This window comes from Bacillus sp. FSL K6-2839 (genome assembly GCF_038003365.1).
Taxonomy (GTDB): Bacteria; Bacillota; Bacilli; order Bacillales; family Bacillaceae; genus Bacillus.
Map to the genome: position 1 here is coordinate 1,928,919 of NZ_JBBOOZ010000001.1, position 23,334 is coordinate 1,952,252.

Genomic DNA, 23,334 nt, shown 5'->3' on the forward strand with positions numbered 1-23,334 from the left:
CTTTTGCTTTACTATAATAGTATTTGTCTAAAACGTACCATCAGACAGGCTACTGTGCTGATGCTCAAGAAGGAGTCGAGTTGTATTGTCAATATTCAACTATATCGTCCTCTCACTTTGTGGACTTTTCGTTCTTTATTCCATCGGCAGCTACATTTATCAGCAGCGCATTATGAAAACGCTGACGGAAGCAGAATTTATTAAAGGTTACCGCAAAGCTCAACTCATTGATGTGAGAGAGCCAAATGAGTTTGAAGGCGGACATATTTTAGGGGCAAGAAACATCCCCCTTTCCCAGCTAAAGCAGCGCAAAAATGAAATTCGTCCTGACAAGCCTGTTTATCTCTATTGCCAAAACAATTTAAGAAGCGGAAAAGCAGCTCAAACTTTACGTAAAAACGGCTGTCGTGAGATTTATAATTTAAAAGGCGGCTTTAAAAAATGGGGCGGCCGCATCAAAACGAAGAACTAACAAAAAAGACTCTGGGAGCGTGATCCCCCTGAGTCTTTTTTTCTTTATCTTTCAAAAACGAGGACTGGATTCCGCGCGGCCTTTGTTTCGTCCATTCGTTTGACGACCGTCGTATGCGGCGCTTCCTGTACCACTTCTGGATTCTCTTCTGCTTCTTTGGCAATCTGAATCATCGCTTCGATGAAGGCATCAAGAGTTTCTTTTGATTCTGTTTCAGTTGGTTCAATCATGATACATTCCTCTACATTGAGCGGGAAGTAGATCGTTGGCGGATGATAGCCAAAATCAAGTAATCGTTTAGCAATATCGAGTGTCCGCACACCTAATTTTTTCTGACGTTTACCTGAAAGGACAAATTCATGCTTACAGTGACGGTCAAATGGCAAATCGAAATGAGCACTTAAGCGGCGCATCATATAGTTCGCATTTAACACGGCATTATCCGTTACAGCCTTTAGGCCGTCTGGACCCATAGAGCGAATGTACGCATATGCTCTGACGTTAATGCCAAAGTTGCCATAGAACGGCTTCACGCGGCCAATTGATTCTGGTCGATCATCATCAAAGTAAAAGCGGCCTTCCTTCTTCACAAGTACCGGCTTTGGCAAGTACGGAATCAAATCCTTTTTTACACCAACAGGACCTGAACCAGGGCCTCCCCCTCCGTGTGGACCTGTAAAGGTTTTATGAAGATTTAAGTGAACGACATCAAATCCCATATCCCCCGGTCTTGCTCTGCTTAAAACGGCATTCAAGTTGGCTCCGTCATAATAAAGCTTACCGCCAGCTCCATGAACGATTTCAGCCATTTCTAAAATATTTTCTTCGAATAGGCCGAGTGTATTCGGATTCGTCAGCATTAAAGCAGCTGTTTCTTCATTGACAACACGGCGCAGGTCCTCTAAATCAACAAGCCCATTCGCATCAGATGCGACGGTAATGGTTTCAAATCCGGCCACTGTCGCAGATGCCGGGTTCGTTCCATGGGCAGAATCAGGCACAATGACTTTTGTTCGCTTATGGTCTCCTCTTGCTTCATGGTACGCACGGATCATCATGAGTCCTGTCCATTCCCCGTGTGCTCCTGCCGCAGGCTGTAATGTCACAGCGTCCATCCCAGTAATTTCTTCAAGATGAGCACCCAGGTCGTGGAGTAATTCTAATGCACCTTGTACAGTGTCTGCCTCCTGTAGTGGATGGACTTGCGCGAAGCCTGCAAGGCGTGCGACCTTTTCATTAATCTTCGGATTATATTTCATCGTACAAGAGCCAAGAGGATAAAATCCGGAATCGACCCCATGATTACGTCTTGATAATGCTGTATAATGACGCATGATATCAAGCTCAGATACTTCAGGAAGCTCAGCATCCTCATGACGGATATACGTGTCATCAAATAAAGACGGGATCTCCTGTTCAGGTACATCTAAATCAGGCAGGCTATAACCAATTCTTCCTTCTTTGGATAATTCAAAAATAAGCGGCTGATCTTGTTTATTCATGGCGATCCCCCAGTTCCTTAATGAACGTATCAATTTCTTCTTTCGTTCTTAGCTCTGTTACGGCGACAAGCATGTGATGTTGAAGCTCAGGATAGTCTCTCCCTAAGTCATAGCCGCCGATGATTCCTTTTTCAAGCAATCGTTTATTGGCTTCTTTCACAGGTTCTTGTAATTTGATTACAAATTCATTGAAATGGGCCCCTTCTACATCAGCAAGCAGTCCATGTGCTTCTGCCTGCGTCTTCGCATAGTGGGCTTTTTGCACGTTTTGATAGGCAATGTCTTTGATGCCTGTTTTTCCGAGCGCTGTCATGGCAACGGAAGCGGCTAAAGCATTTAATGCCTGATTCGAGCAAATATTGGACGTCGCCTTATCTCTCCGAATATGCTGCTCACGCGCTTGAAGGGTCAGCACAAACCCACGAACACCATTTTCGTCTTCTGTCTGCCCGACTAAACGACCTGGTACTTTTCGCATCAACTTTTTCGTCACAGCAAAATATCCGCAATGAGGTCCGCCAAACGCAGCTGGAATGCCAAACGGCTGTGCATCACCAACGACAATGTCTGCCCCAAGTTTTCCTGGCGGCGTCAGTAACCCGAGTGCAAGCGGATTGCTTGAGACAATGAACAGACTTTTCCCTTTATGCGCAATAGGTTCAATGTCTTTTAACGGTTCGACGACACCAAAAAAGTTTGGATATTGCACAAGAACTGCTGCTGTATCGTCGCAGACGACCTTCTTTAATGCTGCTAGATCCGTCTGCCCTTTTTTTGCAGGCACTTCAACAACTTCGATGTGCTGTCCTTTGGCATATGTTTTTAGCACGGCTCTTGCTTCAGGGTGAACCGTTTCAGAAACAACCACTTTTTTCTTTTTTGTATGTCCCGCAGCCAGCATCGCCGCTTCAGCTAATGCCGTCCCGCCATCATACATCGAGGAATTAGCAAGATCCATACCCGTCAGCTCAGCAATCATTGTTTGAAATTCAAAAATGGCCTGTAGTTCACCTTGCGAAATCTCCGGCTGATAAGGTGTGTAGGCTGTATAAAATTCAGAACGTGAGATAACATGATCAACAATGACAGGCTGGTAATGATCATATACACCAGCACCAAGAAACGATGCATAGGAAACAGTATCCTTATTCTTTGCAGCTAATCGGGATAATTCCCTTACAAGCTCTGTTTCAGATGCGGCTGGTTTAATGTTGTATGCTCCTTTAAATCTCACTTTTTCTGGGATATCTGAAAAAAGCTCATCAATCGACTGAACGCCGATGACATCCAGCATTTCTTTTTGATCTTGCTCTGTTTGCGGCAGATACCTATGCTTCATCCTCTATTCCCCCTCGTTATTTGGCTCTTTTATAAAATGGTGTCGAGACGATTTTCGCTTTTAGGCGTTTTTTGCGAACTTGTACTTCCACCTCTGTTCCAAGCTGCGCCTGAGAAGATTCGATCAAAGCAAGCCCGACATTTTTCTTTAATGTTGGAGATTGTGTGCCCGTTGTGACAACCCCAATCTGCTTTTCTCCTGAAAAGACCGGATAGTCTGTGCGCGGAATCCCTTTATCGATCATTTCAATGCCGACAAGCTTTCGCTTCGCTCCCTCTTCTTTTTGCTTTTTGAGCGCTTCTTTGCCAATAAAATTGGCTTCTTTATCCGTTTTGACAGCAAAGCCAATCCCGCCTTCTAATGGAGAGATATCCTTTGTCAGCTCCTGGCCATAAAGCGGAAGTCTTGCTTCAAATCTTAAGGTGTCACGTGCACCGAGCCCGCACGGTATTAACCCTTTTGGCTCGCCTGCTTCTAATAAAGCCGACCAGATGTGGACCGCATCTTCTGACTGGCAGTAGATCTCAAAGCCGTCTTCCCCTGTGTAGCCCGTTCTCGAAACAAGCACTTCTTTATAAGCGACCTCAGCTTTTGATAAAAATGTAAATGGCTTGAGAGATGTCACTTCTTCATCCGCCACATCTTTCATAATGTCAGCGGCAAGAGGTCCTTGAAGGGCTAGCAAGGCGATTTGATCCGAGACATTTTGGATCAATACGTTGTTCTCACCTTGATGCTGAAGCAGCCAATCCACATCTTTTTCGATATTTGATGCATTAATAACAAGCAAATAATCGTTCTTTTCTTTTTGGTAGACGAGCAGATCATCCACCGTCCCGCCATCTTCATAGCACATGGCTGTATATAGTGCCTTACCGTCTGTCAGCTTAGACACATCATTGGTTAATAACCTTTGTAAAAAAGGAAGGGCATCTTGACCTTTGATTTCCACCTCACCCATGTGAGACACATCAAAAAGCCCTGCTTTTGTTCGAACAGCTTCATGTTCTTCTTTAATGGAAGAAAATTGGACAGGTAATTCCCAGCCCCCGAAGTCAATGGTTTTTGCGCCAAACGTTTCATACGCATGAAAAAGCGGTGTTCGTTTCAACATCAATCGTTTCCCCCTTTTTTCTTTCAGTGCAGATCACAAGCTGAATTTTCAGAAAAAAATCGCAGCAAAAAAGGACAGAGCGCTCCCTTTTATCAAAAAGAAGTCTCTGTCCTTGCACCTGAAAGTTTACAGCACAACAGCATTGTGCGTTTTCCCCTTTGGTGGTTTGCTAAAAATCGATGAGCAAACACTCTCCAGAGTTGCGTCCGGTAAGAGTACTTTTGCCTGAGAGATTCACTGAAACGATTCAGCTTGCTCCTTCGGCGCCTGCCAGTGCTAAATAACCGCCAAGTCTCTCCCCATACCATCATCCGCTCATATTCTTCACATTTATTGGACATACTATCAAAATGGGTGACTTATTTTCTAGATCACTTACCAACATCCTACCATTAGAAACGGATGAAGAGCAACAGAAAAATCATTAACATTTTTCAAACAAACATTCACTATTGTTCGCTTTTATTCATATATCTAGTCTTTTAAAGACCTCTTAAAAAATGAAGCGTTTAAATACAGAACAATTTTATCATTAACCTATTAGAAAGGCAGGCGATCACATTGAATATTCAAACGATTTTTGATCAGGAATGGGCAAGTGAATTTCAGCAGCGGCTTGCAGCAGACGGCCCCTGGGCGAACTGGGAAATGTACCGTTTAGCGACGCAGGTCCAAAAAGTCACAGCCATTGATTCATTTGAAGGACTGCAAGCTCCCGCGCACCTGCCTGCATTCACGCCTTTAAAACATCAGCTTGAAGTAGCCAGAAGAGTCGTAGAAGAGATGAATGGAAAAGCCATTTTAGCAGATGAAGTGGGACTTGGAAAAACCGTAGAAGCAGGACTCATTATCAAAGAATACATGATTCGTGGACTTGCAAAAAAAATTCTCATACTTGTCCCCGCCTCCCTTGTGTCTCAATGGGTACAGGAGCTGCGGACGAAATTTTACATTGATGCTGTTGAACAAAAAAAGAGCTACGTGTGGGAGCAGTGTGACGTCGTGGTTTCCTCCATTGATACAGCCAAAAGACAGCCGCATCGAGGCACCATTTTATCAATAGCCTACGATATGGTCATTATTGATGAAGCACACAAACTGAAAAACAATAAAACGAAAAACTATGAATTTGTGAGAAATCTAAATAAGAAATTCTGCCTGCTGCTGACAGCGACACCTATCCAAAACCGTATCGGAGAAATATTTAATCTCGTTTCCCTTCTGAAGCCAGGCCACCTCGGGAATGAACATCAGTTTAAAGATGTCTTTGCCAAAAAGGATTTACAGCTTGAAGACCACGACCGATTAAAACAGCTTGTGAATAAAGTGATGATTCGTAACCGAAGGCAAGACACAGGCATCGAGTGGACAAAACGGCATGTCAAAACAATTTCCATTGATTTCTCTCCAACAGAACAAGCTTTGTATGATGAAATCTGCAAGCTGAAAGAGAACCCGTCTTATGCAAAGCACATGTTTTCCATCATGACCTTGGAACGAGAATGCTGTTCAAGCCGCGAGGCGGTCTATATGACGATTAAAAAAATGCAGGAAGATGAAAAACATATCCTTGGATCCTCTGCTATAGCGCAAATTATGGAGAAAATCAATCAAGTTCAGCAAAACACAAAGGCGCTTGAAGTCGTCAAGCTTATTCAGCAGTTAAATGAAAAGGTCATTATTTTCACCGAATACCGCGCGACACAAATTTATTTACAATGGTTTCTTCAGCAAAATGGCATCAGCTCCGTTCCTTTTCGAGGCGGCTTTAAGCGGGGCAAAAAAGATTGGATGAAAGATTTATTTAGAGAACGGGCGCAAGTGTTAATTGCGACAGAAGCGGGCGGCGAAGGAATCAACCTTCAGTTTTGTAACCAAATCATCAACTACGATCTTCCGTGGAACCCGATGCGTCTAGAACAGCGAATTGGACGTATCCACCGCCTTGGACAAGAGCGAGATGTCCACATTTACAATATGGCAACAAACGGAACCGTTGAGGAACATATCTTAAAGCTTTTATATGAAAAAATTCAGCTGTTTGAAAACGTCATTGGCGATCTAGATGATATTTTAACGCGAATAGATATCAAAGATGCCGAAACAGAACTACATCAGATTCTCTTTCAGCACGAATCAGACGGAGACATGAAAAAGAAATTAACCCAGTTTGCTTCCTATTTATCAGAAGCAAAAACACCACTTTTAGAAAAAAGACAGCAAGGCTCATAAAGGAGAGTTGATCAATGGAGCAGCGTGACATACATACCTTTCTTCTCCGTTTCTTTCAGGCAAATCAATGCGACATACTAGAAGAAAGTGCAGGACATATGACCGTACAACTAACCATCGATATGGATAAATTGATTATGAACCGCCCTTTTTATTGGCACTGGCTTGAAAAAACTGGTGGTGTACCAGAGCCGCGGCAATTGACCCTCATCACCGATCAAAAAAAAGTGGATGATACGATTGAGGGTGAATTTATCCACTTCGGCTCCCCTCGTTTATTTCAAATATTTGAAGCTGTCAAACAGCAGGGCCGTTTTATCCGTCTCTATGAACGAGTCACTCCGCTCACGAACAACCAGATCGCACTCGAGCCATGGCTTGGTCTCAATGTGAAAATTTCTTATCTCGCAGATCGAAAAAAGGATAAGCTTTTATCACTAGGACTTCATCTAATACGCGGAGAAGTCGTTGAACAATTTCAAGAAAAGCTGGAAACCCGTGAGCTGTCATCTCAAATTCCCGATTATTGCTTTACAATGAGTACAATGATCAAGCCAGAAAGCGGAGTCAAACGGCTCTATAGTCTAATGGAGCGTTACGCCCATGAGGAACCAGACAATTGGGCGGTGAGAGCTGTTCAAAAATGGAAAGAAGACACTGAACTTTTAAACCAATTTTATGAAGGGACTTCAGACACATCTGTAGAATATGAAATAGAAAGACAAGCACTCAAAACTTTATACGAACCAAAAATCAGTCTTACGATTGAAAATGGCGGACTTTTTTACTTACAGCAAAAAAGAGGAGGTTGACCCATAGGTCCCCTCCCTTTCATGTGACATACAATTTTCGATCAGCCAAAAGCAACGTTTGTCTGTTTGTATTGGGCGGAAAAATGACGCAAGCAAACTATGAGGTCTTACCACCTGTGTCTTTCCATTTCATGCGTTAAGTGCCTGAAATACATGATTCAGTATTTTAGGAGGGTATTTGTATGGAAAAGAAAACGAACATATTAGACAGTGAATGGGTTCAATTATTACTTGAAGCTCGTAAAGCAGGGCTAACAGTTGAAGAAGTCCGTCAATTCCTCAAATCAAGTGAAAAGTCCTCTGAGTCTCACCCTCTGGTAAGAAGTCATTCTATCAAACCTTTCTGAATGTGCTATAATATCGAAAGGAAGGTGATGACATTGATTGGCCAGCGTATTAAACAATACCGCAATGAAAAAGGCTACTCACTATCAGAACTGGCCGAAAAGGCTGGGGTAGCGAAGTCTTATTTAAGCTCAATAGAAAGAAACTTGCAAACAAACCCCTCCATTCAATTTCTTGAAAAAGTCTCCGCTGTTCTGGACGTCTCGGTTCATACACTGTTACACGAAAAAGATGAAACCGAATACGATGGTCAATTAGATAGTGAATGGGAAAAACTAGTTCGAGATGCAATGACATCAGGGGTTTCGAAAAAGCAATTTCGTGAATTTTTAGATTATCAAATCTGGAAAAAAAATCAAGAAGAGGAGTAAAGCGCACATTTTAGCGCATACTCCTCCAATTGCTATGCAGAGCTTGATATCAGTCTAAAGACTGGTTTTATTTTTTATCTTCGCTGTGTGCTTTTTCGTTTTCTTTCACGTAGCCTTTTTCATCCGTATGCTTTTTGGGATTGATCGTTAAACCATTCCACTGAGTCGCTTCGAAGGAAAGATCAATTTGAATCGCATCGCCTTGGTATTTATTTTGGATATAGTGACCAGCTTTATCCTTCGTCTGGTCATTGACAAATTCAATGATCATTTCCATTTTATCGTAATCAAACGGGTTCTTTGGAATGCCGTCATACTCTGGAGCCACTGTTCCATCAACAGTTGCTACATTAATCTTCCCACTTTCATGTAAAAACTTCTCATCGACGGCATGACGAAGCTTTTCAAATGCGGTCTGATCCTGTTTTGACGTTAGTTGATGCAAGTCAAGCAGGTTTGCATGGTCTAAGATAATATTTTTCGGATAACCATTTCCACCTTCGGCTCCAACCGTAAGAACACTCACCTGAAACTGGCTGAGAAATTCTTCAGCTGTATTCTTACCGCCATTCTTCGCGGAAGCTCCGTCTTGAAACTGGCTGTAATCAAGACTCATCAGCACTTGATTGATCGCAAGCGATCCTTTATTTTCAAAATGAAATTCTTTCTTGATCCGATCACCAGGTTTTAAGTTCGCAAGGTTGATGGCGCCGGAGTTCTCTTTTGCTGATAAATCCAGCTCTCCTGTCGAGTAGACCGCGTTTGCCTTTTCTACATCGTTAAACGCCGCCCATGTCCCCCCGCCGATTAATGCAAGGCCTAAAGCCCCTGATAATACACCTAAACGAATTGATCTTTTCTTTGCCATGAATGAACCCCCTAATAAATTGTTTTATTGAAACCTAATTAGGTTACAAACGAAAATTTAAGCTTGTTCCTCTGACATATGTAAATCAGCCGTGTGTCTTCGGTGTTTTGCAGCGCCCACAAAATGAAGAGTGGAATAAACGAGCAGCATCACACCTGGTATAATGAGCAGCAACGCAGTTCCAGCCGAAGTCCCTGCATACGAAAGAAGCTTTCCTGCATAAGGAATGTTCACACCCGTATACTGCGCAGCCACCTGATCCGCTTTTACTAGCGTGCCGTCCTGATACATATTGTGGTCACCTTTCGTCTCAAAGGCTTTATTTGCTCCCTTTCCTTTCACCCCAACAATTCGGTGGGTCACATAAGACTGGTCCTGCTTCGTTTGAAACGTGATAATATCTCCTTTTTTAAGCGCCTCCGGTGAAGTCACTTCTTTTACGACAATGAGTGAGCCAGTCGAAAATTCCGGTTCCATAGATCCAGATAATACTTGCTTGAATTGATAACCGAAAATCTGAGGATCTCCCCCAGTAGTTCTTGAAGACAATACGACAATAATACATGCAATCATCACCGTGAACACCACCACATAAAGAATACTTCCAGACATCTTCATCCATTTTTTCATGACCTCTTCTCCCCTTCGCCTATCATTGTTTCCTTTAGAAGACAGCTCCATTTAGGATGCCTTTTCTTGACACTTTGCGAGCTGCATATGTTTAGACCATATGAATGCTTCTTCAGATCCACCAAAACCTTTAGGATAATAGATTTTAAAAGCATAGATTCCATTCGTTTTTGCTTTATCTGTCGTGACAGTCGTTGTTTCTTGTGAAAGAAGGGACTGTATAGAGCCTTTTTCAATAATATGACCATCTTGTAACGGCTTCTGCTCACTTTTTACTTTATGTAATTCCCATTTCCATTCAGAGTGTGCAATAGGTTGTCCACTATTTTTTAGTGTCATGCTCAGCTTTTGAGGCGCGCAGACTGTTCCTTTGTTCATCGTTTGATCGATGAGTTCCAAATGACTTCTATCCCATTTGGTAGGCTGACAATGCTGATCTGTCTGTTCAAAATTTTCGCATGTTTTCATGACAAAGTTTGAGTGCTCAACATCGTTAAAAGAAGCGTTCGTTGTTGAGATCAAAAGAGATGTGAAAATCAAACAAATGGCACAAAAGAGTACAAAGAGCGACTGTTTCATTCATTCTCCAACTCCTTGAACGATTGTTCTTTAATAAGAACGATTACATACAGTATAAGGAAATACCTATAAAACCCAAAACGTCAAATTAGTCCATTTTGTTCGTAAACAAGAACCATTACGAGAAAATTCTTCCATTTTCTCATTCTTTCGCCGTATTCAATAATTTTTTGTGTGACATTTGTACTTCTTAAAAATTTACATAAAAGTGCAGCATTTGGTCAGAATAATACAGGTGAGGTGATGTGAAGTGAAATATGGAAAGATGATAATCATGCTCAGTTTACTGTTGAGCCCTATGATACACGACGCCACTCCTGCGGATGCGAAAGGTTTCACTGCCGCCGCAGATCAATGGGAAACACGGGCAGTCAAAGAAGCAAAGAAACGATATCCGCTGGCACAAGTCTTATTCAAACAAAAAGTATGGGACCGTCATCGTGAGAAGGAATCTGTGAAACAGTATCATATTACGTTAAAAGACCACGCCAAAGAATTTGGGGTATTTGTCACTATTTCTTATAACCCTTACTCAAACAAGGTCAATAAAGTGATTGTTGTGGAAGAATACAGCTAAAGGGGCATAAAAAAACCGCCTGCTGGCGGCTTTTTACTTTCGTCGATGTCGCTGACGTTTTTTTAACATCATTGAAAACCCAAACGGCAGAACCCCAAATAAACGCTGTGAAAATGGCGGTTTCGTTTCCATTTTCTCTTGTTTATGTTCCTTCCGTTCGTCACGTGGTGTATTCATATATTTAATGATTTCCTGCGTCATATATTTTACATAGTCATTGGTTTTCAACACATTCACCTCTTCTTTCTTCAAGTGTTACCTAGAAGAGGATCATTTTATACACTGGCTATTCAGGGTTTGCCCATTTCATGATTTCACGGGTCTTCCAATCCAGCACCAGTTCCCGCTCATCTGATAAACCATCCTTTGTTTTCACACTGACTAACATGAGGATACGCTTTTTCTTTTGATCGCATGTCATCTGCTTCAATGTCACGCGGCCTTCTTCAGTGTCAATATGGGTATGCTGCTTTTCACACAAAAGATGTAATGTACGGGCAGCTTCACTCGCCCCCACCCTGAAAAGCTGCTGTTTTTTATAAAAAGAAATCGTCAGCTCTGCACTTCTCAGCTCTTTTTGAAACCCTATCGTCATTGATCCTAGGATCAAGAGAAAAAATAGAATCGCAGCTAGTACATGCGGATAGATAAATCCTCCTTCTCTTTTCACGATGTAGGAACCACCCCTTTATATATGAAAAAAACGGCTTCATACACCTTACCAGATTCATCTGTGACTTTCAGGATGGCTCTATATTGATTCGTTCTGACACGAAATTCTTTCACCTTTTGCAATAAAGGAAGATGGCCTGCTTGATCCATTCGCTTCCGAAGCATCTCTTGATATGGCTCAATCGTTACCACTCGCCCTTGATCAGATACATACTCTAACGCTTTACCTCCTTGCACCGATCTAACAGCCGTTGCACGGCTTAATTCCTCATCTAATTGCAGGACAGTCTGTTTCCATTCCATTTGTGAAAATCGGTTAATCTCTTCAAAAGGACGGGCTTTCTCAGCTGTAGAAAAGATTAGTACACAGCCAAAAGAAAGGAACAAAAATAGCTGTAATTGCCACAAAGTCTGGACAAGGGTAAAACCTTGTTCATCGTTCAGCAACATGGTGAAAGCATATGGTCTGCTTTTTTTGTATTTTGTATGATACACATCCCTTCTCTTTACTCCAATTGAATACATATGTGACGTCGCCTCGTTTCTTTTTGACAGAAGGTTTTGTACCATCTATGAACGATTCATTCATCTGTTCATGCAAGATTTGGTAAGCTTCAAGTTTGGCTCTTACTTCATTTTTCCCTATCATGATTTTTTCATAGGCTGGCATGAGCACAAGGGCTGCAAATAGGAAGATATGACAAGCAAACAGCGCCTCAATCGTACTAAACCCTCTATTGTTTTTGAACATGGATTCGCCCGCTTCCTAAATAGATCGTGAGTTTATACGTTTGACTGCCAAATTGAATGATGAGAGACCCGCCGCTGCTTGGATGTCCGTTTACATTAAAATAGATACCTTGTGGAAATGTAGAAGCCTTAATGCTTCCCTTTTGTTGCTGAAAAGAAGTAATGACTTCGCCATCCTTCTGATCGATTACCTGATATGATACATGTGGCGGATGGAATTCAACATACACACGTGTTTTTTTGATAAATGCAGTATAAGCAGCCATTTGAAAATCTTGTTTCATGATGTTCACTTGTCTTTTGGCTTCAGCGCCTTCTATTAAATTTGGGATTTTTCCTCCTATGATCGACAATAGAATCGATAGAACAAGTAAGATCATTAGCTGTTCAATGAGGGTAAAACCCTTCTCATGAAAAATCAATTTATTCATGCTTCACATGGCCGTTTTGAATGACAATCGCTTTTCCATTAGGACACGTTAATCCCTTTTTGACATAGCCTTCTTTTTCTAATTCAGCTAAAGATGGTGTCTTGCCATCATGCTCTAATTCATATGCCATCACCTGTGTGCTCACCATTGATTTAAGCCCTTCACAGCCCTTTGCTTGAATCGTTTGGTGGTGACGAGTGATATTCGGAATGGTAATAAGTAAAAGAATCGAAATCACGAGCATGACAATTAACATTTCTAACAGGGTAAATCCTTTATCATTCATGTCTTTCTCCTCCTTCTTACACTTGCTCCATGAGTTGATACATTGGTAAAAGAATAGATAGATACACAATGAGTATAAGAAGTGCTGTCACACCATAGATAACCGGCTGCAGCCACGAAATCCATTTTTCAATTTTCAGCTCTGCATTCTCTAATAGAAATTGGCTGTACGTGTACATTTCTCTTGCAAGCATCCCGCTCGCTTCACCATGCTCGATGACGGTTGCAAAATGTTTCTCGAAAAAAGGAGACGAGCTTACTTGATGTGCCATGCTTTCTCCTTTTCTTAGCTCTTCAATCATCTGTTCTGATATTTCTTGAAGAAAGGGTAAGTAGCTTTGCTGTTTAAAAGCTAGCAAGCTCTCGTACATCGATAATCCAGCTTGAAGCAGTCCGCTTAACTGAAGAGAGAAAAGGTACGTATGCATCAGCCGCATTCCTTTATATAAAAAAGGAAACCTGCTTATCACCCTCAGCTTCTCAAGGGTGGACTTTTTCCTAAAAAAGACAGCATAGTATCCGGTCAAACAGATACACACACAGCCGATGAGGAGGAGAGAAACATGCAGCAATTGAAAAAGTCCAAACATACCTTGAATCAGCCATGACATTCGGCTATCCATCGAGGAGTACAAGAGAGAAAATTGAGGAATGATCATCTGCTGAACGAGTATGAGCACGACCAAAACCGTAAAGATGAGGAAGATCGGGTAACGTAACATGCGTTTAAACGTGTCTACCTGTTTGATTTTTTTCTCTAAAAACCGCGCGCTTTGTTCAAGTGCTTGTGCTAGACTGCCATGCTTTTCGGAGAAACTTAATATGGCAATGACTTCCCGCTGAAATTGGAGTCTCTCCAGCACCACATAAAAAGGCTCCCCTTCGAGCAGCCACTGAATGCCCGGTGTTAATTGCTGCTGCTGCTCATTCGACAACTGGATATTCACCATCGTTAATGCCTCAATCACTGTATATCCAGCCTGAATCAATTGAGCAAGTTTTGATAGACATTCCGCTTGGTCCTTTTTCGACCATGCTTTAGAGGCTTGCTTCTTCATAAACCCAGCGATGATAGGTGTTTTTCGATAAATAGCCTAGTGCCACTCCTTTACGAATTAATCTTTGCAGTGTTTCATATGACGAGTGAGCATATTCTCCTTTAGCCTCCTTGATACACTCACCGAGCTCCTTTCCGAACAGCAGTTCAAATACATTTGTTCGTCTGACCGGTCGATTTAATTTACAGTAAAGCTGACATGTTTCTCCGCAAAAAGGACAGGTGAGCTCGATTAATCGCTGCGCAGCAATCGCAACCATCGTTTGTTCGAGTTCATTCATTGTGACACCAAATTCAAGCATACGATAAAGGGCTCCTTTTGCATTTTTCGCATGGAGCGTACTCATCACTAAATGGCCTGTCAGTGCTGCTCTAATTGCCGTTCGGGCCGTTTCGGCATCTCTTATTTCTCCTAGCACAATCAGATCTGGATCATGTCTTAAAATAGCACGTAATCCTGCGGCATATGTGATGCCGGCTTTTTCATTCACTTGAACCTGTAACACTTCTTCATTTCTTGTTTCCACAGGATCTTCAAGTGTAATAATATTTCGGTTGAAATTCTTTTTTGCAAACTGGATTAATGAATAAAGGGTTGTTGTTTTCCCTGAATTTGTTGGACCGGTAAATAAAATCAGCCCATGCGAATGATTCAAAAATGATAATAACCTGGTGGAGGCTTTCGGAAATAGTGACAGATGTTTTATTTTTGGAACATGATCCTGCGGCAATATTCTAATCACTAAGCTCTCATCATTTACAGTTGGTAAGGTAGACATCCGAATAAACACCTGGCCGCTTCTTAGCATCACAGCTAGTGACCCATTTTGCGGCCTCCTTTTTTCCCCGATATCCATGGATGATAAAAATTTAAAATGAGCAATGAGCCGCTCGCCGCTTTTTTTATCAATGGTTCGCTGCTGAATTAAATCTGAGTCTACGCGGAAAGATACCGACGCTTCCTTTTCTTTTGGAACAATATGCACATCAGATGCTCTCATGCGGCATGCTTCTTCTAGCAGCTCTTGTCCCAAATATTCAATACCATACAAATGGTTCACTCCCTTCTCTGACCATATTGTAAGTTGGAGGAACCTGTCTGACAAAAGAGCATTTTATCATTTTAACGACTAATCATGCGAAAAAATCATCAGCTTGCGATGGAAAACGTGGTTTTTTAAAAAAGAGCATATAAAAAAACCTGACTTTTACAAGTGCAGGTTTTTTGGTCATGTTGCTTCTTGCGGCTGTTCTTCAAAAATACGAAATCCTCTTTTTTCTAAAGCTTTTGCAAGGCTGTGTTCAGTATTTACTTTTGAGAAATCAATGCCCAATTTCACGACGGTTTGAGCAATTTCTGGGCGGATGCCTGAAATAATCGTCTCGATTCCTAGAAGCTTCGCACTATCCACCACTTTAAAGAGCTGATAAGCAACCATCGTATCAACGACCGGTACGCCTGATATATCAATAAACAAATGCGTTAGACGCAGTCTTGAAGCCTGTTCTAGTACGGATTCTAGAATAATTTTGGCCCGATACGTATCAATCTCTCCGATGAGCGGCAAAACCCCAATTTCCTTTGAAACTGGAATAACAGGAGCACTCAGTTCCTGAATCATCTCTCTTTGTGCATTTAGCTGACTCAGTGTCACACGGTCGTATTCTTCTGATAAACGCTCGATCATATTATCAAACGTGGAATGAAAATGCTGATTCCACCCGCACACATCTTGGAGCGTCACTTCAAGCTCTGTTTCTAGTATGAATTTCTCGATTCTCGAACAGAAAATCTGACGGAATATCTTAAATTGTCCAATGATTTCATATAAAGGCACCTCATGAACGGCTCGATCACGTGCAATATCAACAGACCATTTTTTTAAATGATTTTCTACTTTGTCTGACAGCGTCACAAGCGTTGCTGCAATGGTTTGAATAAACGCTGTGTTCTGTTCCTTCAGCTTCATTTCCGTTTCCTCTGAAGCATGTTTGGAATATAATGAGCCTTCTTCTGTTCTTGTTTTCAGCCATTCTTCGGTCATGATAGGGGCTTCTTTTAGGATAAATTCATATAATTGCTTAGATTTTTCATTTTTCATTTACTTCTTCCGCTCCTTTTTCACTTAAAACTAGTGACATACAACTTTTATGTATAAATGACCGCAGATGGTGAACAATATCATTACACGTTTGATATTGGGCTATAGCCAAGTGGTAAGGCAATGGACTTTGACTCCGTGATCGTTGGTTCGAACCCAGCTAGCCCAGTTCAGCACAAAAACGAAGACGGCTGAAGAATGTTTCAGCTGATCTTCGTTTTTTATTAGGAAACCGATTGATGAATCGCTTTCTTTTTTGATATTTTCATGAGTTCTCCGGGATTATAGCCTACTACCAATTTATTTCCATCAAGGATAATTGGTCTCCGGAGCAGTTTTGGTTTTTCAATGAGAAGCTGAAGAACCTCGTTTACTTTTAAATCATTAATATTTAAATTTAAGCTTTTAAAAGCCTGGCTTCGTGTGGCTAAAATTTCATCCATTCCTTCTGTTGTTAAGGAAAGAATCTTTTTTAATTCATCTAGGGTTGGCGTTTCTCTGAAAAGGTGACGCTCTTTAAAATCAATTTGATTCGCCTTTAGCCAATGTTTTGTTTTGCGGCAAGACGTGCAGCTCGGGTATGAATAAAAAGTAATGTCACTCATTAGTCTTCCTCCTTAGGTCATTAACCTTTTCTCTTATGGAGTAAGTACCCTCATGTATTTCGGCATAAACACGTTTTGATCACTTTTTCAAAAATTTTTCTGCTTGTAAAATAAATGTTCACACGTTGTCAAAAATGTAAATGTTTACATAACAAGTGGTGATCAGCTATAATATGAATCAAAGGGGTTTTTTTAAGGGGAGGGAAAGAAATGAATCGCATGTTCCGCGTGCTTGGCTTTTGGACGGGTATTTTTGCTGTCATGTTCTATTTAGGGCATATGAAAGATGCATCGCTGCTGTTCTTCGGTCAAACCGTTCTTTTTGTATTTTTATCCTACTTGAATTTATCCGAAAGAATGTATATTTACATTTTCGGAGCGTACTTGACGATTTTCTTTGCCGGATTTACATATTATTCGATCTTCATCATGGTTCCCGGTACCGGACATTAATTGAAAAAAGCGTCTCTTTAAAAAGAGATGCTTTTTTCATACCTGTGTTTAAAGAGAAAAACCATTGATAAACGGATTTTGCTCCTGCTCTGTGAGTACAGTGGTTTCACCGCCATGTCCACTTAAAATAAGAGTTGATTCTGGTAATGACAACAATTTGTTATGAATCGATTGAAGCAGCACTTCTTGACTGCCCCCTACTAAATCTGTTCTCCCGATGCCACCTTCGAATAACGTGTCACCAGAAATCACAAATCCTTCTTCCGCCGAATAGTAAGACACACTGCCTGGTGAATGCCCAGGTGTATGGAACATCTCTAATGTAAACGATCCAATTTGAAGAGTTCCTTCTGACGTAATTAATTTTTCTGCTTCTTTGACCGTAATTCCATTCCCAATCAATCGAGCTGAACCGTTTAATTCAGCGTTCGTCAGCCATTCCTTTTCATTCTCGTGTACATAGAGTGGCACTCCCCACTCTGCACGCACCTCATCTGCCGCACCGATATGATCAAAATGAGCATGTGTCAGTAAGACAGCAAGCGGTGTGAGCTGTTTTTCTTTTATATAGGAAATCAGCTTTTGTGCTTCACCGCCTGGATCAAAGATTAAGCATTCTCCGTGCTCATTTTTCCAAATATACGCATTCGCTTGTACATAGCCTAGTGGCATTCTTCTCCAATTCATTTTCATCACCTACTTTATTCATTCTTTTTTATTATGAAGGCTACACAATAAAAATTCAAACAATCGTCAACTGGAATCTACTCGACAAGCTTTATAAAAACGGTTAAAATGAAAAGAAAGGAAATCAAGGGGATTGATGACAAAGGGGGACTTTCACATGATGCTCGTCATTATTTTTGGTCTAGTCACGATTTTAGCTGCACTCGGGATCTATCGCTCACTTAAAAAAGTGAACGTACTTGCCATCGCTTTTGCTGGCGCGACATTTTTGGTTTTTGGATGGTTTACTGTCATGACCATCATCTATAGCGGTTATCCAACCGCACATTAAAAGCCTGCAATAGCAGGCTTTTTTTATTGATTCAAGTGCTTATTCACGCTTTCTATTTTACTTGTAAGCGTTGTGGTTTGATCCCGCCTGTCATCAATGCGGATATTGGTGGCTACGCGGTGCAATCCCTTTTCAAAAGGTGCTTCATGAATGCGCTGAATGACTTCAAATAAAACAGATAATTCACCTTCAATTAACGTATTCATTGGTGTTAATTGATAATTAATTTTCCCTTCTTTTTGAAAGCCTTCTAAAATTCTTTGTACATCTGCTACATAAGCACTGACACTTGGTGTTTCAGTACCTATTGGAATGATGGTCACATCTGCTATGGCCATATTTCTTGCCCCTTTCCATTGAAACCTCATGTTTTCTCGTCCTCATTGTAACCTATTCACAATCAATCATGCCATGCTCACGTTGCATTTAAAGAAGTTTTGTCTCGTTCTATCGTCAAATCCGCCCTCTCTACCTTCCCAATCTTTGTGAATAGAAGCAGGCATATCCCTGACACAGCTTCAATGATGCCACCAGCCGCAATGACATACCCAGACCCAAATAGTGTCGCCATATAGCCGCCAATGAGAGCGCCTAACGGAATCATGAAGAAGGAGATCATGTTGATAATCGCATACACTTGCGGCTGATCCTCTGCTTTTACTGACAATTGAATCATTGTATGTTCAGGCACGTTGACTGCACTAATGGCAGCCCCTAAAGCAAAGGCTGATATAAACACAAGTGGTAAAAATGCGTTCATGCCTGTGATGAAGAACGAGATTCCATCAACGATCCCGGCACCTATAAACAGCAGCCCATACCGGTTCACTTTTACCTTTGTCAAAACAAACCCCATCAAGAAGGCACCTAGTGCCGTTGTGACTTTAATAAATGAATAGATAACTGGTCCACTATGTAAATCCTCTGTTAAATAAATAACAGACAATGCTTCCCATGGTGCTGCAGCGAAGTTTGAACAGACACAAAAAATCGCCAATGGAAACAAAATATGATGCCTTTTAACAAGTGAAAATCCCCGAATTAATCTTTTGCCGTATGATAACCCTTTTTTGGCTTTATCGATGATGACTTCTGTTTCATATGTAATGATTAATACCAATAAAGCGGACAAGAGATAAAGAGGAATGATCACAAGCATTGTATATCCTACCCCTACAAATGCAATCATGACACCACAAATCGTTACCGTCACAAGCCTGACCACATGACTTGCTGATTGGATGGTTGCATTCGCTTTTTGTATGAGGTCCTCATGGACAAGCTTTGGAATAATTGATACGGACGCCGGTTCGTAGGAGCCACCAGTCGCCGAATGAAGCAGCATACAGCCAATCACAAGTGCTAATGGCGTGAAATCATAAAAGTAACTGACCACGATCACAAGGATTATCGCTCCTCTTGTTAAATCAGCAAAACACATCCAAAATTTCAATTGATGCGGCTTCATCATTGGGGTAATCAGCGGCCCAACAATGGCTTGCGGAACAAAGCTGACCGCAATAAAAAAAGCTGTTCCAATTGCCCCTTTCCCGCCTAGTACTAAAAGCCACAAGATGGTGTTGAAAGATAAACTATCAGCTGTTATTTTGCACATTTTAGAAATAAATAAGTAAGTGAAATTCCTTTTCCACAGGCTTTGAGCACTCAATGATCGACATCTCCCTAAAACATATCCTTTTTTTTACATCCGTACTTTTCACAATAGCTCACAAGGCGGCCTTCGTCAATTGCTCTAACATTATTTTTATTGACAATAAGAAATTGCTTCATATTCAAATGTAAAAAGCACCTGACAGGTGCTTTTTAACACTTACATGCTTCCCATAACAGCCGCTTTGTTTTCTCATAGATGGAATCAAATTGATTCATGGAAAGAGGATTTTTTCCTAATCCAAGCTCGACTGTATAGCCCTCATTGTGAAATTGATAAATAAACCAATCGCGATAGCCTGCATAGCTGTCAAGATATTGAACCGGTTTATAGCCGCTTACTTGCTCGAATCGTTTGACCGTTTCTTTTGAGATGGCAGGTTCGTGGCCAAGAAAGCCCCAGTATATCTCTTCTCCTTGTGTATGGAGAGCGATCAGCCGGTCAAAGCGTTTTCGTAACGCTAGATTTGCCATCGCTTTCGCTTCTGGTTCTGTTAGCGGCTCGCGCCCTGGAAAACCCCGATTGGACGGTGCCTTAGGCTGATGACGGTAGTATTCGATCTCCCAATAAGCTGGAAATTGATTGTTCAAATCCACCCCTCGAATATTTGCTTTCCACTCCTGATAATCAGCATATCTACCATGTAGCGGTGTGAATTCTTCACTTCTGAGACCTAGCGACTCAGGTCCATTCCGTACGAGGTCTACGCCATCTGGATTCACCATTGGCACGATGGAGAGAGCTGTGGTTCGCAGAATATGAACGGCTTCATGATGTCTTGCTTGCACCGGGTCAGATGCGGCTAAACACAGCGATTTCAGCCATTTTATTAAAACAGACGTCGTGATCCATTCATTTGCATGAAAAGAGGCATTCAAATGAATAGAATGTAAATGCTGAACAGGCTCTGTTCGGATTTCATAAATAGGTGTATCAAGCACTGAATGACCTATTATGCTGATTTGAAGAAAAGGAAATGCGGCTTTCAAGCGGCTCAGCTCTTCTTCTAATTGAGCACTATCATATTCAAAGGTTCCATTGATCCAATCATCGGATTGCTGCAGCCTGTAAGGCGCAATAAATTTCTGCAGCTCACCTATGGAAGAAAATGAATGGATGCCTTCCGGAAGTCTATATCCCGGTAAAAGAAGGTGATCAGTGCTTGTTTGATTGGATAAATGAAAAGCCGCATTCCCTATCCCTAACTGCTTTGCCACATTATCCTTTCCCGCTTCATCCAGCTGCCATTCAATTTTCCCAAATGACGTTGTCTTCATTTACATCCCTCCTCTCATACTATATGAGCCGGCAGACAAAAAAAGAAAACCTCTGCATCTAAAAATAGCAGAGGTTTTCTCATATGTTAGGACGCCTTTTTCAGCTTCGTTTCATCTTCTTTTTTGGATGGAGAATGGTCCGGGCTGTTCCGGTCATAAAATCTAAGGAGATCACCGTAGATGATTTGATCAGAGAATTGGAGCTCTTGCTTTGCCTTCTCTTCATAAGACTGACAAACGGTCTCATCTTCTCTTGGCTCACCCGTTTCTTTATTGTAGCAAACTCCATCTGTGAAAACACTGTCCTTCGTAATAAAGCTGCCATCACGAAGCACGGTAAAGTCATTCTTATCTTTTGATAAAAGATCATGACCAAATTGAATCTGTTTACTTGTATCAATTCCTAAAAGATTGAGTATAGTTGGACGGATATCGACTTGACCGCCTACCGTGTCAATTTCTTTTGGATGTTGATCTGTGATCCCTGGAATGTGTACAACAAACGGGACTTTTTGAAGCTGCACTTCTTCAAATGGCGTAATCTCTTTATTTAAAAATTGTCCCATTGCTTCGTTATGGTTTTCTGAAATTCCATAGTGATCCCCATATAAAACAAAGATGGAATTTTCGTACAAACCTGTTTCCTTCATCTTTTCAAAGAAAATCTTCAGCGCCTCATCTTGATAACGCACTGTAGGAAAGAACTTGTTTAACGTTTTGCTCTTAGAATCATATTCATCAATGAGCTTATCTTCTTCATCTAGATCAAATGGAAAGTGATTCGTTAATGTAATCAATCTCGTATAGAAAGGCTGCGGGATCGATTTCATCAATTCCGCTGACTGTTCAAAGAACGGACCATCTTTCAAGCCCCAGCCAACTGAGTTCTCTTCATTCACATCAAATGATTTAATATCAAAAAACTTATCGTAGCCAAAGCTATCGTAGATCAGGTCACGATTCCAGAAACTTTTGTTATTCGCATGAATAACAGAAGAGTGATACCCCTCATCCTTTAACAACTCAGGTGTGGCTGTATACTCATTGCTTGGGTTTGTGAAGAACACAGCCCCTCTTCCAAGTGGATAGAGAGAGTTATCAACAATAAACTCTGAGTCCGATGTTTTCCCTTGACCTGTTTGATGATAGAAATTAGTAAAGTTGTAGCTTTTCTTGATTAGTTTGTTTAAAAATGGGGTAATTTCTTTCCCATTTAATTTTTCATTGACCACAAAGCTCTGAGTAGACTCTAGGGAGACAAGAATGACATTTCGCCCTTTCGCTTGACCAAACGTTTTTTCATTACGGTCGGTTTGATTTGCGCTTACATAGTTTTCAATTTCCGTTAAGCTATTGCTGTCGGCAAGGGCTCGTTGAGCAGACTGCTTCGATTGCAACACTCCATCATAAATATGGAAATTATATAAGCTAATATTTTTCACCAGCATCTCACGGTCAAATGAGCGAGTGAGCAGTTCTGGTCTTTCTGTTTCAGCCAAACCAAGGTTAAAGAAGAAAGTGGCTGCCACAAATAAATAATAAGCTGCTCGTTCTTTTCGTGAAATGGTGACATCCGTTCTAAAGGAAGGCTGCTTTTTATAGAGCCACATTAAAATCATAATATCAACGAACATCAGAAAATCGACTGGTTCAATTAAAGAGGTAATACTTGACCCGAGGTCACCCATATTGTTTGTTTGAAATAGGACGGGGATGGTTAGAAAGTCACTATAGAATCGATAAAACACAATGTTAGCTAACAAAATGAATGTCAGGATAAAGCTCATCACGATGATATATCGATTGCGATTTTTTTCTTTCATAAATAAACCGATACCGAAGATAAACAAGAGAAAGCTAAGCGGATTAATAAACAGGATAAACTCCTGCATGAAATTTTCTATTTTAATATTAAAGCTAGATTTATAGATAACATAGGTTTTGACCCACATTAACAATGTCGCAATCAGTAAAAATGAAATCGCCTTTAATCTTTTCTTTCGCATTGTAACCTCCTTATGCTCTAAGCATGCACTCAAGTTAGGGAATACCCTAATTATTGGTGCTTCTTCAAAAATAACTAAACTATATCTTATCCTGTATGTGCTGGAAAATCAATGTCTTTTTCCTCATGACAAACTTATGAATATGCTAAACATTTCATTTCATGC

29 protein-coding genes, 1 tRNA gene and 2 riboswitches are annotated in these 23,334 nt (G+C 41.1%); of the genes, 9 read left to right on the forward strand and 21 right to left on the reverse strand.

The features are described from left to right. The first annotated feature begins 91 nt into the window (after window positions 1-91). Complete coding sequence (locus MHH26_RS09795) at window positions 92-472, forward strand: rhodanese-like domain-containing protein (protein ID WP_024718853.1); 381 nt, start codon at window positions 92-94, stop codon at window positions 470-472. 44 nt (window positions 473-516) lie between these two features. Here the strand turns inward: MHH26_RS09795 and gcvPB are convergent, their stop codons facing one another. The 3 genes from gcvPB to gcvT are packed head-to-tail and all read right to left on the reverse strand — an operon-like array spanning window position 517 to window position 4,427. Then, window positions 517-1,974 (reverse strand): aminomethyl-transferring glycine dehydrogenase subunit GcvPB, encoded by a 1,458-nt coding sequence (gene gcvPB, locus MHH26_RS09800; protein WP_066030668.1) that lies wholly within the window; start codon window positions 1,972-1,974, stop codon window positions 517-519. Continuing rightward, entirely contained in the window at window positions 1,967-3,313 is a 1,347-nt protein-coding gene (gene gcvPA / locus MHH26_RS09805) for an aminomethyl-transferring glycine dehydrogenase subunit GcvPA (RefSeq protein WP_340973301.1), read from the reverse strand. Before gcvPA ends, gcvPB begins: the two co-directional genes overlap by 8 nt. A 16-nt stretch (window positions 3,314-3,329) precedes the next feature. Further along, window positions 3,330-4,427 (reverse strand): glycine cleavage system aminomethyltransferase GcvT, encoded by a 1,098-nt coding sequence (gcvT, locus tag MHH26_RS09810; RefSeq protein ID WP_340973303.1) that lies wholly within the window; start codon window positions 4,425-4,427, stop codon window positions 3,330-3,332. Between the two features lie 104 nt (window positions 4,428-4,531). After that, window positions 4,532-4,627, reverse strand: a riboswitch (glycine riboswitch). Window positions 4,628-4,630: 3 nt separating this feature from the next. After that, a riboswitch (glycine riboswitch) is annotated at window positions 4,631-4,738 on the reverse strand. Window positions 4,739-4,988: 250 nt separating this feature from the next. On the opposite strand from gcvT, the gene MHH26_RS09815 reads away from it, so the two are divergent. The 4 genes from MHH26_RS09815 (at window position 4,989) to sinR (ending at window position 8,187) form a co-directional block, all read left to right on the forward strand. Then, complete coding sequence (locus tag MHH26_RS09815) at window positions 4,989-6,659, forward strand: DEAD/DEAH box helicase (RefSeq protein ID WP_334749719.1); 1,671 nt, start codon at window positions 4,989-4,991, stop codon at window positions 6,657-6,659. A gap of 14 nt (window positions 6,660-6,673) precedes the next feature. After that, a complete protein-coding gene (locus MHH26_RS09820) occupies window positions 6,674-7,471 on the forward strand; it encodes a YqhG family protein (RefSeq protein WP_034661279.1) in 798 nt (265 codons plus the stop codon). A 182-nt stretch (window positions 7,472-7,653) separates the two neighbouring features. Next, window positions 7,654-7,818: an anti-repressor SinI family protein gene (locus MHH26_RS09825; RefSeq protein WP_003217357.1), complete on the forward strand. Its 165-nt coding sequence runs from the start codon at window positions 7,654-7,656 to the stop codon at window positions 7,816-7,818. A gap of 33 nt (window positions 7,819-7,851) precedes the next feature. Then, entirely contained in the window at window positions 7,852-8,187 is a 336-nt protein-coding gene (gene sinR / locus MHH26_RS09830; RefSeq protein ID WP_095285385.1) for a transcriptional regulator SinR, read from the forward strand. 67 nt (window positions 8,188-8,254) lie between these two features. Here sinR and tasA read toward each other — a convergent pair whose 3' ends face one another. From tasA to tapA, 3 genes are read right to left on the reverse strand one after another with little or no spacing between them, the layout of a single operon-like run. Beyond that, a complete protein-coding gene (tasA, locus tag MHH26_RS09835; RefSeq protein WP_034661283.1) occupies window positions 8,255-9,055 on the reverse strand; it encodes a biofilm matrix protein TasA in 801 nt (266 codons plus the stop codon). Window positions 9,056-9,112: 57 nt separating this feature from the next. Beyond that, the gene (gene sipW / locus MHH26_RS09840; RefSeq protein WP_066031752.1) at window positions 9,113-9,685 is read right to left on the reverse strand and encodes a signal peptidase I SipW; all 573 of its coding nucleotides are present in this window, start codon (window positions 9,683-9,685) and stop codon (window positions 9,113-9,115) included. Window positions 9,686-9,736: 51 nt separating this feature from the next. Beyond that, the gene (gene tapA, locus MHH26_RS09845; RefSeq protein WP_307499920.1) at window positions 9,737-10,264 is read right to left on the reverse strand and encodes an amyloid fiber anchoring/assembly protein TapA; all 528 of its coding nucleotides are present in this window, start codon (window positions 10,262-10,264) and stop codon (window positions 9,737-9,739) included. Window positions 10,265-10,562: 298 nt separating this feature from the next. Between tapA and MHH26_RS09850 the strand changes: the two genes are divergently transcribed. Further along, window positions 10,563-10,841, forward strand: a complete 279-nt coding sequence (locus tag MHH26_RS09850; protein ID WP_307500677.1) for a DUF3889 domain-containing protein — start codon at window positions 10,563-10,565, stop codon at window positions 10,839-10,841. A gap of 33 nt (window positions 10,842-10,874) precedes the next feature. On the opposite strand, the gene MHH26_RS09855 is transcribed toward MHH26_RS09850, so the two are convergent. From MHH26_RS09855 to MHH26_RS09895, 9 genes are all read right to left on the reverse strand, one after another. Next, on the reverse strand, window positions 10,875-11,069 hold the full coding sequence (locus tag MHH26_RS09855) for a YqzE family protein (RefSeq protein WP_024718846.1): 195 nt from the start codon (window positions 11,067-11,069) through the stop codon (window positions 10,875-10,877). A 58-nt stretch (window positions 11,070-11,127) separates the two neighbouring features. After that, the gene (locus MHH26_RS09860; RefSeq protein ID WP_340973305.1) at window positions 11,128-11,511 is read right to left on the reverse strand and encodes a competence type IV pilus minor pilin ComGG; all 384 of its coding nucleotides are present in this window, start codon (window positions 11,509-11,511) and stop codon (window positions 11,128-11,130) included. Next, window positions 11,508-12,008 carry a competence type IV pilus minor pilin ComGF gene (gene comGF, locus MHH26_RS09865; protein WP_340973308.1) on the reverse strand — a complete coding sequence of 167 codons (501 nt, stop codon included), beginning with the start codon at window positions 12,006-12,008 and terminating at the stop codon, window positions 11,508-11,510. The genes MHH26_RS09860 and comGF overlap by 4 nt, the downstream gene beginning before the upstream one ends. Next, complete coding sequence (gene comGE / locus MHH26_RS09870; protein WP_034661291.1) at window positions 11,947-12,264, reverse strand: competence type IV pilus minor pilin ComGE; 318 nt, start codon at window positions 12,262-12,264, stop codon at window positions 11,947-11,949. Before comGE ends, comGF begins: the two co-directional genes overlap by 62 nt. Next, window positions 12,248-12,694: a competence type IV pilus minor pilin ComGD gene (comGD, locus tag MHH26_RS09875; RefSeq protein ID WP_340973309.1), complete on the reverse strand. Its 447-nt coding sequence runs from the start codon at window positions 12,692-12,694 to the stop codon at window positions 12,248-12,250. Before comGD ends, comGE begins: the two co-directional genes overlap by 17 nt. Then, the gene (gene comGC, locus MHH26_RS09880) at window positions 12,687-12,980 is read right to left on the reverse strand and encodes a competence type IV pilus major pilin ComGC (protein ID WP_003217322.1); all 294 of its coding nucleotides are present in this window, start codon (window positions 12,978-12,980) and stop codon (window positions 12,687-12,689) included. Before comGC ends, comGD begins: the two co-directional genes overlap by 8 nt. 16 nt (window positions 12,981-12,996) lie before the next feature. Further along, complete coding sequence (gene comGB, locus MHH26_RS09885; RefSeq protein WP_340973310.1) at window positions 12,997-14,037, reverse strand: competence type IV pilus assembly protein ComGB; 1,041 nt, start codon at window positions 14,035-14,037, stop codon at window positions 12,997-12,999. Then, a complete protein-coding gene (comGA, locus tag MHH26_RS09890) occupies window positions 14,018-15,088 on the reverse strand; it encodes a competence type IV pilus ATPase ComGA (protein ID WP_034661296.1) in 1,071 nt (356 codons plus the stop codon). Before comGA ends, comGB begins: the two co-directional genes overlap by 20 nt. A gap of 177 nt (window positions 15,089-15,265) precedes the next feature. Then, a complete protein-coding gene (locus MHH26_RS09895; RefSeq protein WP_340973312.1) occupies window positions 15,266-16,138 on the reverse strand; it encodes an STAS domain-containing protein in 873 nt (290 codons plus the stop codon). Window positions 16,139-16,236: 98 nt separating this feature from the next. On the opposite strand from MHH26_RS09895, the gene MHH26_RS09900 reads away from it, so the two are divergent. Continuing rightward, window positions 16,237-16,307 (forward strand) — tRNA-Gln (locus tag MHH26_RS09900). A 55-nt stretch (window positions 16,308-16,362) separates the two neighbouring features. Here the strand turns inward: MHH26_RS09900 and MHH26_RS09905 are convergent. After that, entirely contained in the window at window positions 16,363-16,743 is a 381-nt protein-coding gene (locus tag MHH26_RS09905) for a Spx/MgsR family RNA polymerase-binding regulatory protein (RefSeq protein ID WP_034661298.1), read from the reverse strand. A gap of 210 nt (window positions 16,744-16,953) precedes the next feature. On the opposite strand from MHH26_RS09905, the gene MHH26_RS09910 reads away from it, so the two are divergent. After that, window positions 16,954-17,196: a DUF2626 domain-containing protein gene (locus MHH26_RS09910; RefSeq protein ID WP_003217440.1), complete on the forward strand. Its 243-nt coding sequence runs from the start codon at window positions 16,954-16,956 to the stop codon at window positions 17,194-17,196. A gap of 48 nt (window positions 17,197-17,244) precedes the next feature. On the opposite strand, the gene MHH26_RS09915 is transcribed toward MHH26_RS09910, so the two are convergent. Then, window positions 17,245-17,883 carry an MBL fold metallo-hydrolase gene (locus tag MHH26_RS09915; RefSeq protein ID WP_095285390.1) on the reverse strand — a complete coding sequence of 213 codons (639 nt, stop codon included), beginning with the start codon at window positions 17,881-17,883 and terminating at the stop codon, window positions 17,245-17,247. A gap of 157 nt (window positions 17,884-18,040) precedes the next feature. Here MHH26_RS09915 and MHH26_RS09920 point away from each other — a divergent pair, with 157 nt between their 5' ends. Beyond that, window positions 18,041-18,214 (forward strand): DUF2759 domain-containing protein, encoded by a 174-nt coding sequence (locus tag MHH26_RS09920; RefSeq protein WP_003217333.1) that lies wholly within the window; start codon window positions 18,041-18,043, stop codon window positions 18,212-18,214. Between the two features lie 23 nt (window positions 18,215-18,237). On the opposite strand, the gene MHH26_RS09925 is transcribed toward MHH26_RS09920, so the two are convergent. The 4 genes from MHH26_RS09925 to MHH26_RS09940 form a co-directional block, all read right to left on the reverse strand. Further along, the gene (locus MHH26_RS09925; protein WP_034662003.1) at window positions 18,238-18,552 is read right to left on the reverse strand and encodes an MTH1187 family thiamine-binding protein; all 315 of its coding nucleotides are present in this window, start codon (window positions 18,550-18,552) and stop codon (window positions 18,238-18,240) included. Between the two features lie 77 nt (window positions 18,553-18,629). Continuing rightward, window positions 18,630-19,883, reverse strand: a complete 1,254-nt coding sequence (locus MHH26_RS09930) for an MFS transporter (protein WP_340973313.1) — start codon at window positions 19,881-19,883, stop codon at window positions 18,630-18,632. 155 nt (window positions 19,884-20,038) lie between these two features. Further along, the gene (locus MHH26_RS09935) at window positions 20,039-21,163 is read right to left on the reverse strand and encodes a M14 family metallopeptidase (protein WP_340973314.1); all 1,125 of its coding nucleotides are present in this window, start codon (window positions 21,161-21,163) and stop codon (window positions 20,039-20,041) included. Between the two features lie 86 nt (window positions 21,164-21,249). Continuing rightward, on the reverse strand, window positions 21,250-23,169 hold the full coding sequence (locus MHH26_RS09940; protein WP_066030661.1) for an LTA synthase family protein: 1,920 nt from the start codon (window positions 23,167-23,169) through the stop codon (window positions 21,250-21,252). Window positions 23,170-23,334: the final 165 nt, after the last annotated feature.

What these genes read in the sequence shown, in the direction of transcription:
- gcvPB (WP_066030668.1), bottom strand. Translation starts at nt 1,974, where the DNA reads ATGAATAAACAAGATCAGCCGCTTATTTTTGAATTATCCAAAGAAGGA.
- gcvPA (WP_340973301.1), bottom strand. Translation starts at nt 3,313, where the DNA reads ATGAAGCATAGGTATCTGCCGCAAACAGAGCAAGATCAAAAAGAAATG.
- gcvT (WP_340973303.1), bottom strand. Translation starts at nt 4,427, where the DNA reads ATGTTGAAACGAACACCGCTTTTTCATGCGTATGAAACGTTTGGCGCA.
- MHH26_RS09820 (WP_034661279.1), top strand. Translation starts at nt 6,674, where the DNA reads ATGGAGCAGCGTGACATACATACCTTTCTTCTCCGTTTCTTTCAGGCA.
- MHH26_RS09825 (WP_003217357.1), top strand. Translation starts at nt 7,654, where the DNA reads ATGGAAAAGAAAACGAACATATTAGACAGTGAATGGGTTCAATTATTA.
- tasA (WP_034661283.1), bottom strand. Translation starts at nt 9,055, where the DNA reads ATGGCAAAGAAAAGATCAATTCGTTTAGGTGTATTATCAGGGGCTTTA.
- sipW (WP_066031752.1), bottom strand. Translation starts at nt 9,685, where the DNA reads ATGAAAAAATGGATGAAGATGTCTGGAAGTATTCTTTATGTGGTGGTG.
- tapA (WP_307499920.1), bottom strand. Translation starts at nt 10,264, where the DNA reads ATGAAACAGTCGCTCTTTGTACTCTTTTGTGCCATTTGTTTGATTTTC.
- MHH26_RS09850 (WP_307500677.1), top strand. Translation starts at nt 10,563, where the DNA reads ATGATACACGACGCCACTCCTGCGGATGCGAAAGGTTTCACTGCCGCC.
- comGE (WP_034661291.1), bottom strand. Translation starts at nt 12,264, where the DNA reads ATGTTCAAAAACAATAGAGGGTTTAGTACGATTGAGGCGCTGTTTGCT.
- comGD (WP_340973309.1), bottom strand. Translation starts at nt 12,694, where the DNA reads ATGAATAAATTGATTTTTCATGAGAAGGGTTTTACCCTCATTGAACAG.
- comGC (WP_003217322.1), bottom strand. Translation starts at nt 12,980, where the DNA reads ATGAATGATAAAGGATTTACCCTGTTAGAAATGTTAATTGTCATGCTC.
- comGB (WP_340973310.1), bottom strand. Translation starts at nt 14,037, where the DNA reads ATGAAGAAGCAAGCCTCTAAAGCATGGTCGAAAAAGGACCAAGCGGAA.
- MHH26_RS09895 (WP_340973312.1), bottom strand. Translation starts at nt 16,138, where the DNA reads ATGAAAAATGAAAAATCTAAGCAATTATATGAATTTATCCTAAAAGAA.
- MHH26_RS09905 (WP_034661298.1), bottom strand. Translation starts at nt 16,743, where the DNA reads ATGAGTGACATTACTTTTTATTCATACCCGAGCTGCACGTCTTGCCGC.
- MHH26_RS09910 (WP_003217440.1), top strand. Translation starts at nt 16,954, where the DNA reads ATGAATCGCATGTTCCGCGTGCTTGGCTTTTGGACGGGTATTTTTGCT.
- MHH26_RS09915 (WP_095285390.1), bottom strand. Translation starts at nt 17,883, where the DNA reads ATGAATTGGAGAAGAATGCCACTAGGCTATGTACAAGCGAATGCGTAT.
- MHH26_RS09920 (WP_003217333.1), top strand. Translation starts at nt 18,041, where the DNA reads ATGATGCTCGTCATTATTTTTGGTCTAGTCACGATTTTAGCTGCACTC.
- MHH26_RS09925 (WP_034662003.1), bottom strand. Translation starts at nt 18,552, where the DNA reads ATGGCCATAGCAGATGTGACCATCATTCCAATAGGTACTGAAACACCA.
- MHH26_RS09935 (WP_340973314.1), bottom strand. Translation starts at nt 21,163, where the DNA reads ATGAAGACAACGTCATTTGGGAAAATTGAATGGCAGCTGGATGAAGCG.
- MHH26_RS09940 (WP_066030661.1), bottom strand. Translation starts at nt 23,169, where the DNA reads ATGCGAAAGAAAAGATTAAAGGCGATTTCATTTTTACTGATTGCGACA.